The organism is Kitasatospora sp. NPDC056783 (assembly GCF_042789895.1).
In the GTDB taxonomy this organism is placed as follows: domain Bacteria; phylum Actinomycetota; class Actinomycetes; order Streptomycetales; family Streptomycetaceae; genus Kitasatospora.
The window spans coordinates 1-9,713 of sequence record NZ_JBHUAF010000336.1 but is presented as its reverse complement, the minus strand read 5'-3'; the positions used below and the strand labels follow the sequence as shown (position 1 = coordinate 9,713).

At 72.2% G+C, this 9,713-nt stretch carries 7 protein-coding genes and 1 pseudogene; 4 read left to right on the top strand and 4 right to left on the bottom strand.

The annotated features are described in order from the left end of the window. The 3 genes and pseudogenes from ACFRMQ_RS32280 to ACFRMQ_RS32270 all read right to left on the bottom strand — a co-directional run. Positions 1-944, bottom strand: a pseudogene (locus ACFRMQ_RS32280) (hypothetical protein); the annotation flags it as partial. A 258-nt stretch (positions 945-1,202) separates the two neighbouring features. Further along, positions 1,203-2,435 (bottom strand): GNAT family N-acetyltransferase, encoded by a 1,233-nt coding sequence (locus ACFRMQ_RS32275; RefSeq protein ID WP_380734281.1) that lies wholly within the window; start codon positions 2,433-2,435, stop codon positions 1,203-1,205. A gap of 103 nt (positions 2,436-2,538) precedes the next feature. Further along, on the bottom strand, positions 2,539-3,240 hold the full coding sequence (locus ACFRMQ_RS32270; protein WP_380734280.1) for a hypothetical protein: 702 nt from the start codon (positions 3,238-3,240) through the stop codon (positions 2,539-2,541). Between the two features lie 269 nt (positions 3,241-3,509). Here ACFRMQ_RS32270 and sph point away from each other — a divergent pair, with 269 nt between their 5' ends. Together sph and ACFRMQ_RS32260 are read left to right on the top strand one after the other, a co-directional pair. Then, a complete protein-coding gene (sph, locus tag ACFRMQ_RS32265; RefSeq protein WP_380734279.1) occupies positions 3,510-4,487 on the top strand; it encodes a sphingomyelin phosphodiesterase in 978 nt (325 codons plus the stop codon). Positions 4,488-4,639: 152 nt separating this feature from the next. Next, complete coding sequence (locus tag ACFRMQ_RS32260; RefSeq protein WP_380734278.1) at positions 4,640-5,443, top strand: thioesterase family protein; 804 nt, start codon at positions 4,640-4,642, stop codon at positions 5,441-5,443. A gap of 47 nt (positions 5,444-5,490) precedes the next feature. On the opposite strand, the gene ACFRMQ_RS32255 is transcribed toward ACFRMQ_RS32260, so the two are convergent. Continuing rightward, positions 5,491-6,816, bottom strand: coding sequence for a radical SAM protein (locus ACFRMQ_RS32255; protein WP_380734277.1), 1,326 nt, complete (start codon positions 6,814-6,816; stop codon positions 5,491-5,493). Positions 6,817-7,421: 605 nt separating this feature from the next. Between ACFRMQ_RS32255 and ACFRMQ_RS32250 the strand changes: the two genes are divergently transcribed. Both ACFRMQ_RS32250 and ACFRMQ_RS32245 read left to right on the top strand, forming a co-directional pair. Continuing rightward, complete coding sequence (locus tag ACFRMQ_RS32250) at positions 7,422-8,708, top strand: family 2 encapsulin nanocompartment cargo protein terpene cyclase (protein WP_380734276.1); 1,287 nt, start codon at positions 7,422-7,424, stop codon at positions 8,706-8,708. A 96-nt stretch (positions 8,709-8,804) separates the two neighbouring features. Continuing rightward, positions 8,805-9,683, top strand: coding sequence for a geranyl diphosphate 2-C-methyltransferase (locus ACFRMQ_RS32245; protein WP_380734275.1), 879 nt, complete (start codon positions 8,805-8,807; stop codon positions 9,681-9,683). The last annotated feature ends 30 nt before the right edge of the window (positions 9,684-9,713 follow it).

Below are 9,713 nucleotides of genomic sequence, written 5' to 3'. Positions count from 1 at the left end.
GTGGCGGAGGAGAAGGAGCCGTTCTTCAGGTAGAGGTCGACGCCGATCTTGCGGTCCGGCACGTCGCTCGGGGCCTGGTCCGGGAACCCGCCGAGCTGCTTGGGGAACTTGCCGGCCAGCGGCTTGACGGCCTTGTACATCTCGTCCACCAGTCCGCGGGCCGGGGCACTCACCCAGAGGTGCTCGGCGCCGTCCTTCTTGCCCTTGTTCTCGAAGGTGACGGTCCGGCCGAGCACGTCCTTGATCGAGTCGAGGATCTGGCCGCTGAACTCCGGGTCGACGGTGGGCGCGGTGCTCGGGGCGCCCTTCTTGCCGTCGGACTCCTTCGCCTGGTCAGCGAGCGCCTGGAGGTCGAAGGAGACCCACGTGCCGGCCAGCACGTCGCCGAGCGGCTTCATCTCGCCCGTCATGCTCCCGCGAATGTCGTCCACCGTGGACGGGTCCTCGCCGACGAGCTTGACCAGGCCCTTGGCGTCGATGTGCAGGTACCCGTGGGCGTCGGCCTGGCGGTACTCCATCAGCGGGGTGCCGCTGTGGTCCGAGACCAGGTAGGAGAGGCGGACCGACTTGTCGAGCGCCAGGTCGGTGTTCTTGCCGTCCTTGCCGGCGCTCTTGAAGGCCTCGATCTCCTTCAGCGGCTTGTCGGCGGAGACCGAGACGGAGACGGAGAGGCCGGAGAGCGACTTGGCGGTCTGCTCGTCCATCTCCCCGTTGCCGCGCCGGGCGGAGCCGACCAGGCCGGTGCCGTTCTTGGGGCCGCCGGCGTTGGCGAAGGCGACGATCTGCTGGGGGGTGGCGTCGATGGAGAAGGTGAAGCCGGCGGACTTGCCGTCACCGAGCTTGTCGAAGGCCTTGGAGGCCTTCTGCGCGGCGGACAGCTGCTCGACGGTGCCGCAGGCGGCGAGGCCGGTGGCGAGCACGGACGCGGTGACGGCGACGGGCACGGCGCCACGGGCGGCCTTGCGGATGGTGGTGTTGATGGCGCGAATCCCCTGTTCATCGGGCCCGCTCGGCGGAGCGGGCCGGTCCCTCCCCTGTGACGCCCGACGCCACAGTGCCTGCACATGTGATCACATTATCGTCAATGAGTCGCACCAATTTTTGGCCGGGGCTTTAACGATTCGGGCACCACGCGATCCGCGTGGACCCCGTGCCGGGAGCCGCCTCCCGGCACGGGGAACGCCGGAACCGCGCGGCAGGCGTCACGGCAGGTAGTACGTCAGCAAGTCGGCCGTCAGCGGCGGGAACAGCGCCCGGTGCAGTTCCTCCTCGCCGCGGGCGTAGACGTCCGGCCGGAGCCCGGCGAGCCCCTCGATCCCGTACGGGCCGAAGAGCAGCGCCGCCAGCTGGTCCGGCGCCACGCTCACGCCGCCGGCCCGGCCCAGGCGCTGCATCGTGCCGCCGGTGACGACCTTCCCGGGCTCGCCCAGCGGGACCCGGTAGTGCGCGCCGAAGGTGGAGAGCAGCAGTTCACGGTCGGCGACGTCCAGGCCCGCGGCGGTGAGGCACTGCCGGAACCGCGGGCGCAGCCGGTCGAGCAGCGCGCCCGGCTCGGGGATGCGGACGTAGTACTGCTCCGCTTCGGCGCGGGGCGCGTGGTCCAGCGAATCGTGCCAGACGGTGGCCGGCAGGGTGCCGGGCCGGTGCACCACGTGCAGTCGCGCCTCGGGCGCCGACGCGGCGACCCCGGCCAGCAGATCGAGTGCCGCCCGCTCGTCGTCGGCGGCCGCCTCGGCGAGGTGGAACTCGCCGTCGTCCACCGGCGTGGTCCGGCCCACCGCCACCACCTCGCCGTCGCGCTCGACCACCCGCAGCGTGGTCGCGTCGTGCGCCAGCAGCCAGCGCCAACGGGCGGCCGGGTGGCCCATCGCGAGGTCGAAGCCGCGCTGTGCGCGCTCCTGGAGCGCGGCCAGGAAGGGCAGGTCCGCCGCCCGGGCGGTGCGCAGCGCGGACGCGTCCCCGCCGGGCGGGGCGGTGCGCACCGACCGCGAGACCGGGATGTCGATCGCGTACTCGTAGCCGAACAGCCGGTAGAAGTACGGGATTCCGATCATCACCTGGAGTACGTGCCCGCGTGCGGCGGAGCGGGCGTGCGCCCAGCGCAGCAGCGCCCGGACCAGGCCGCGGCCCTCGTACTCCTCGTCGGTGGCGACGAGTTCGATCTGCCCGGCGGGCAACCGGACGTCGCCGAGGCGGAGTTCCTCGTCCAGCAGGGTGGCCGTGGAGACCACCCGGTCGCCGTCCACCACCACCGCGCAGGACGACCAGCCGGCGTCCGGGTCCTGGACGACCAGGCGGTGGTCGAGCGCGTCGTCCGGCACGCCGCGTTCGGCGAGCAGCGCGCCGATCTGCTCCAGGTCCTCGGGCCGGGACTCGCGCAGCAGCAGTCCGCCGGGCAGCGGGCAGGGCAGGGCGAGCGGTTCGTCAACGGTCATTCCCGGACCTTCGCACCGGTGGTTTCCGTCTGTCCAGGGAGTTCTGTCGAACGGGCGGGTGGTTCGCGGCGCCGTGGCGCACCCGCGTCGAGGCCCCGGTGCGCTACCCGCCGCGGTTCCGGCCGCCCCGTCCGCCCGCCTCCCGGAGGGTGCGCCGGGCGGCGGCGTGGACGACGAGGCCCCACAGCGGGGGCAGCGCGCCGGACAGCCAGAGGCCGGCGCGGAGGAGGGGGAAGTCCTCGTACGGCGAGGCGGGCGGTGCCCAGCCGGCCGGGTCGACCAGCACCTCGGCGGTTCGGCCGACCGAGTCCCGGCCGGAGCAGCCGGAGCCGGCGAACCGGGCGTGCGGCAGCGGCCGCCCGTCGACCCGGCGGATGTCGCAATTCCAGTTCACCGCGCCGTTCCTGGACTTGGCGCGGTGGGTGGCGGTGATCTCCACCTCGGTGCGCACCCCGCGGTGGGAGATCAGCTGCGCCCGGAGAGCGGCCGCCGGGACGGTCATCAGGAGCACGCCGACCAGGACGGCCGACGCGATCACCCAGCCCCGGGACCGGACGAACCCGATTCCGATGAGGCCGGCCGCGAGCACGAGAAGCGCGGCGACCATGCACGGGACCTGGTAGTCGGGGTTGCTCGCGAGCAGCACCAGCCCGAGCATCAGCAGCGGCGTGACGAGCCCGGTCAGCCACGCCGTCCGGCGGATCGTCCGCGGAGCCGGGGCCCGGGCGGGCCGCCGACGGATCTGTTTCGGGGGCCGGACCGCTCCTTCGGCGAGCGGTCTCTTCGGCTTCTTCCTCCGTGCCACGTTTCCCCCCGTCCGTGGTTCCGTGCTGCCCGCGACGGTGTGACCGCAACCCCCTCGGTGCGCGGTCACACGGAGAGGAGCGCCGGCCCGGGGCCGGGGCGACTACCCGGCCCGACCCGGTCGGTGACGGTTCGTCATGTACTCGGCTAGGTTGTTACCGGCGAGTTCACCGAATGCTCGCCCATTGTCCTGCTCACCGTGCCGCCGGCCAAGTTGGATACACAACATCCTCGACCCGACGGGTCCACGACATGCCCACCGGAGCCCAGATGCCCCTGTCGTCCGTTCGCCGCGCCCTCGCCGCCGGCGCCGCCGCCACCGTCCTCGCCGTGCTCGGCGCCGTCCCGGCCTCGGCCGAGAGCGCCCCGGTGAGCGCGCCCGCGCTGAACGTGCTGACGTACAACACGTTCCTGATGAGCACCAACCTCTACCCCAACTGGGGCCAGCAGTACCGGGCGCAGGCGATAGCCTCGGCCGACTTCTTCCAGGGCCACGACGTGGTCGTGCTGGAGGAGGCCTTCGACAACTCGGCCTCCGACGCGCTGATCGCCAAGGCCTCGGCGGCCTACCCGTACCACACGCCGGTGGTCGGCCGCTCCAGCAGCGGCTGGGACGCCACCTCCGGCAGCTACAGCTCCACCACCCCGGAGGACGGCGGCGTCACCCTGCTCAGCAAGTGGCCGATCCTGCGCAAGGAGCAGTACGTCTACAAGGACGCGTGCGGCTCGGACTGGTTCTCCAACAAGGGCTTCGTCTACGCGGTGCTGGACGTCAACGGCCGCCGCACCCACGTGGTCGGCACCCACCTCCAGTCCACCGACTCGGGCTGCGCGAGCGGCCAGGCGGCGGACATCCGGGCCAAGCAGCTCACCGCGATGCGCGGCTTCCTGGACGCCAAGCGGATCCCGGCCGACGAGCCGGTCCTGCTCGCGGGCGACCTCAACATCGACTCCCACGGCTCCGAGTACCAGGCGCTGCTGGCCAACGGCAACCTCGCCCCGGCCTCCGCCCGCACCGGCTGGCCGTACTCCTTCGACACCGCCGACAACTCCATCGCCGCCTACCGCTACCCGGGCGAGCCGAAGGAGGACCTGGACTACGTCCTCTACCGGGCCGACCACGCCCGGCCGCAGCAGTACACCAACGAGGTGCTGCGGGTGCACAGCGCGCCGTGGACGGTGAGCAGTTGGGGCAAGAGCTACACCTACACCGACCTCTCCGACCACTACCCGCTGGCCGCGCACTGACGGTCCGGATCCTCCGGCGGTGTGGGATGCGTCACCCGTGACACCGTGTGGGCCGTTCGGCCCCTTACGATCCTGAAAGCCGAGGTCAGGCGCCGTCGAACCACGACGGCGCCCGCCCGGCAGCCAGCGATCCGGCCCGAGGAGAAGCGCACGTGACCACCCCCACCGCCGTGCCCGACAGCTACTACCAGCGCACCGGCGAGCACAGCTACAAGCCCACCGTCCAGGCGCAGGGCGCCTGGCACCCCGACGAGCAGCACTTCAGCCCGCTCGGCGGCCTGATCGTGCACGCCATCGACCGCTACCGGGCCGGCCGTCCCGCCGACGGTCTGGCGCTGGCCCGGATCAGCTACGACATACTCGGCCTGATCGCCCTCGACGAGTTCGAGATCACGGTGGAGACCGTCCGCCCCGGGCGCACCATCGAGCTGATCGAGGCCACCGTGGTGATCGGCGGGCGCGCCGTGGTGCGGGCCCGCGCCTGGTTCCTCGCCGAACTGGACACCACCGCCGTCGCCGGCACCCACGACGAGGCGCTGCCCGCGCCCGAGGAGTTCGAGCCCTGGACCATGGGCGGGGTGTGGGGCGGTGGCTACATCGCCTCGATCGACGTCCGCCGCCGGTCGAGCGGACCGGGCCGGGCCGCCGCCTGGATCTCCAGCCCGGCCGAGCTGGTCGCCGGGGAGCCGAGCGGCCCGCACGCCTCCTTCGTCATGCTGGTGGACACCGCCAACGGCATCGCCGTGCGGCAGGACCCCACCGAGTGGATGTTCCCCAACACCGACCTGACGATCCACTTCCACCGCCGCCCCGAGGGCCGCTGGACCGGCCTGGACACCCGCGTCAGCTTCGGCCCGGCCGGGCACGGCGTCACCAGCACCGTGCTGCACGACGTCCACGGCCCGGTCGGCCGGGCGGAGCAGATCCTGACCGTCCGCCCGCTGAACGGGAGCTGACCGGGCCGGGTGGTGCGGGCGTCTCGGCCCGCACCGCCGGGGCTCCCTCAGCCGGGCAGCGCGTCCATGAAGGAGCTCACCGAGAAGACGGCGTTCCCGGCCCCGGCCGGGCCGTAGCCGGGCGGGGAGGAGAGGCCGAACTCCTCCAGCGTCGCCCGGTAGGTCCGCAGCAGCCGGATGTGGTACTCCAGCGGCGCGCCCTGCGGGTTGGCCTTGCCGAGCGGGGTGGTGGGCTCGGGGCACCAGGTGGTGAAGCGTGGGACGACGCCGTGCGACATGAAGAAGCGCAGGCCCTCCTCGGTGGAGGCGATCGCCTCGTCCACCGTGGTGAAGCCGAAGGGCCCGGCCATCTCCACGCCCGCGACGAAGTTGGGGATCACGTTCTCCGGCCCGAACACCTCGGTGGAGTCGAGGATCCGGCGGTGCCACTCGTCCCGGCCGACGTAGCGCTCCTTGCCCGGGCAGTAGAGCTCGAACAGCCGCTTGTCCCACACCTCGAAGTTGGGGTGGTAGATCCGCACGCCGTAGTCGTGGAAGCGCTGCACGTCCTCGCGCGGCAGCGCCTGGGCGACCACCTTGCCGATCCAGCGGCCGGGGAAGCGCTCCTCGATGGCCTTGGCGTACTGCCCGTAGAAGTCGGCCTCGTCCCGGCCGCCCACCTGCGAGGTGATCGCGCCGCCGGTGAGGGTGTACGCCCGGGAGGCGCGGGCGGTGTCGTGCTCGTCGATCAGCGCCAGCGCCTCCAGCACCTCCTCGACCGGCTTGACCCCGGTGTACGGGCGGCCGGCGGCCTTGTGCTGGCGCCAGTTGTGGTTGATGTCGCAGTACTGGCACTCCTCCTTGGCGCCGAAGTACTGGCAGACCCGGAACACCGTGAGGTAGATCAGGTAGCCCCACTGGATGGTCGGGGCGACCTCCATCACCGACTTGCCGTTGGCCAGGGTGTGCCGGTAGTAGTCCGGCATCGGCGGCAGACCGACGTCGGCGATCCGCGCGCCGTCCAGGTAGAGGCCGAGGGTGCCGTCGTCCCCGGCGCCGACCCGGTACGGCGAGTCCGGGTTCACCCGCACCGACACCACCGTGCGGCGCAGGCCGTACGGCCCGCCGGTCAGCACGACCTCCTCCGGTGGCCGGTTGAGCGCGGCGGCACCCAGCTCGGGCAGGGTGCGGTGGTCGAAGGAGAAGATGAAGTACGACTTCGGCTTGACCTCGCCGCCCCCGTCGGCGCCGGTGCTGCCGCTGAGCGCGGACTCGTCGAAGGCCATGCCGCCGCGCAGCAGGTCCTCCTTGATCACGGCTTCCCGGGGCACGTCGGGATAGCGCTCCATGAGCTCCTCGACGAGTGCGGTGCGGCTTCGGGTCTGGCTCTCCATGCGCGGTCTTCCTTCCTGGCCTCGTTCTCCTCGCGGTGCCCCGCCCATTCTGGTCCCCCTTACGTGCCGGACGTGCGCCGGTGCCGCCGGGGAGGACCGACTCGTCCATCGTGCTCGGCCGGGGCGGGCCCGTGCCTCGGCCGGCGGTCCCGTCGGTGAACGGGCCCGGGTCGTAGGACCGGGAGGGCGCCGTTCCGTTTCGCGGTCGAACGGTCCGTGCCGCGAGCGGCGCGGTGCGGTCGGCCTGGCCGGGACACGGGGGTGTTCACCGGGTTGACGCGCGGGGTGACGGGCCGGAACGGGCGGTCTCGCCGACGGGGCGCCCAGGCGCTGGGCGGACGGATGCACGAGAGGGGCACGTCCAAACGCCACCCGCATGAACGTTCACCCTATCGGGTGAGGAAGATCGTCCGGTGCGATGCGGAACGCGCCTTCGCGCCTACGGTAGGGGACCGAGCGGGACGGGGCCTGAACGGTCGGAGTCCCGTTCTCGGCAGTCGGGCTGACGACCCGTCACGACGTGATCCCCTCAGAGGAGGCTCCATGCCCCTGCGTGCCAGACCGGACGCCCCACCCGGGCCCGCCCCCGCCCCGGCGGTGGGCCCATGAGCTCCCCGGCGATCGACCGGATCCTGGCCGGGCCCACCGGGCTGGGCACCTCCGGCCTGCAGTTCCGGCCGCGGGTCCCGGAGGCGGAGATCGCGGCGCCCGAGGCCGCCGGGCCCGCGGTCTCGGCTGTGGAGACCGCCGTGCCCGAGGCCACGGCACCGGTGACCGCCGTGCCGGAGCCGCCGGTGCTCGCGACCCCCGGGTTCACGGTGCCGTCCGGCCACGTCCTCCCCGTCCCGCCCGCCCTGACCTCTCCCGTCGAGCCCGCGGCCGCCGAAACCCCCGGCGGCGGCAAGCCCAAGCCCGGCGACGCCGTCCCCGGCCTGTACCACCACCCGATCGCCGAGCCCGACCCGGTCCGGGTGGAGGCGCTGAGCGCGCGGCTCAAGGTCTGGGCGATGGAGGAGATCGAGCTCTACCCGCCGGAGTGGGAGAAGGACTTCGACGGCTTCTCCACCGGGCGCTACATGGTGGCCTGCCACCCGGACGCGCCGAGCGTCGACCACCTGATGCTCGCGGCCCGCCTGATGGTGGCCGAGAACGCGGTGGACGACTGCTACTGCGAGGACCTCGGCGGTTCGCCGGTCGGCCTGGGCAGCCGCCTGCTGCTCGCCCACACCGCACTCGACCCGCTGCACACCACCCCGGAGTACCACCCGGGCTGGGAGGCCTCGCTGTCGTCCGACGCGCCCCGGCGCGCCTACCACTCGGCGATGGAGTACTTCGGCCGGGCCGCCACGCCCTCCCAGTCGGACCGCTTCCGGCACGACATGGCGCGGCTGCACATGGGCTACCTGGCCGAGGCGGCCTGGGACGAGGCCGACCACGTCCCGGAGGTGTGGGAGTACCTGGCCATGCGCCAGTTCAACAACTTCCGCCCCTGCCCGACGATCACGGACACCGTCGGCGGCTACGAGCTGCCCGCCGAACTGCACGCGCTGCCCGCCATGCAGCGGGTGATCGCCCTGGCCGGCAACGCGACCACCATCGTCAACGACCTCTACTCGTACATGAAGGAGCTGTCCAGCCCCGGACTGCACCTGAACCTGCCGGTGGTGATCTCCGAGCGCGAGGGACTCTCCCGCAAGGAGGGCTACCTGAAGGCGGTCGAGGTCCACAACGACCTGATGCACGCCTTCGAGGCCGAGGCGGCGGCGCTGGCCGTGTCCTGCCCCGTGCCGACCCTCGTACGGTTCCTGCGCGGTGTGGCCGCGTGGGTCGACGGCAACCACTTCTGGCACCAGACCAACTCCTACCGCTACACCCTGCCCGACTTCTGGTGACACCACCCCCGTGGTGGGGCCACCTCCGGCCGGCGACGCACGGCCACCGATGACCGTTCCGATCATTCCCTTTGACCATCCGCTAGGAGCTGACCCATGTCCGTGACCGACGACATCACCACCCCCGGCAACGCCATCCCCGGCCCGGCCACCCCGTACCAGGGCGACATCGCGCGCTACTGGGACCACGAGGCCCGTCCGGTCAACCTCCGCCTGGGTGACGTCGACGGCCTCTACCACCACCACTACGGCATCGGCGAGATCGACCAGGCCGCGATCGGGGACCCGGCCGACAGCGAGCGCGAGAAGAAGGTGATCACCGAGCTGCACCGCCTGGAGTCCGCCCAGGCCGAGGTGCTGCTCGACCACCTCGGTGACATCCGCGCCGACCACACCCTGGTCGACGCCGGCTGCGGCCGCGGCGGCTCGATGGTGATGGCCCACCAGCGCTTCGGCTGCCGGGTCGAGGGCCTGACCCTCTCCACCCAGCAGGCCGACTTCGGCAACCGGCGGGCCGGCGAGCTGGGCATCGGCGACTTCGTCCGCTCCCGGGTCGCCAACATGCTGAACATGCCCGTCGAGACCGGCTCGGTCGCGGGCTCCTGGAACAACGAGTCCAGCATGTACGTCGACCTGCACGACCTGTTCGCCGAGCACGCCCGGGTGCTGAGCGTCGGCGGCCGGTACGTGACCATCACCGGCTGCTGGAACCCGCGCTACGGCCAGCCGTCGAAGTGGGTCTCGCAGATCAACGCCCACTTCGAGTGCAACATCCACTCGCGCCGCGAGTACCTGCGGGCGATGGCCGACAACCGCCTGGTGCCGCAGGCCGTCATCGACCTGACCCCGGACACCCTGCCCTACTGGGAGCTGCGCAACACCACCTCGCTGGTCACCGGCATCGAGGAGGCGTTCATCGAGTCCTACAAGGACGGCTCCTTCCAGTACGTGCTGATCGCGGCCGACCGGGTCTGATCCGGTAGCACCGCAGGACGGCGGCCTCCC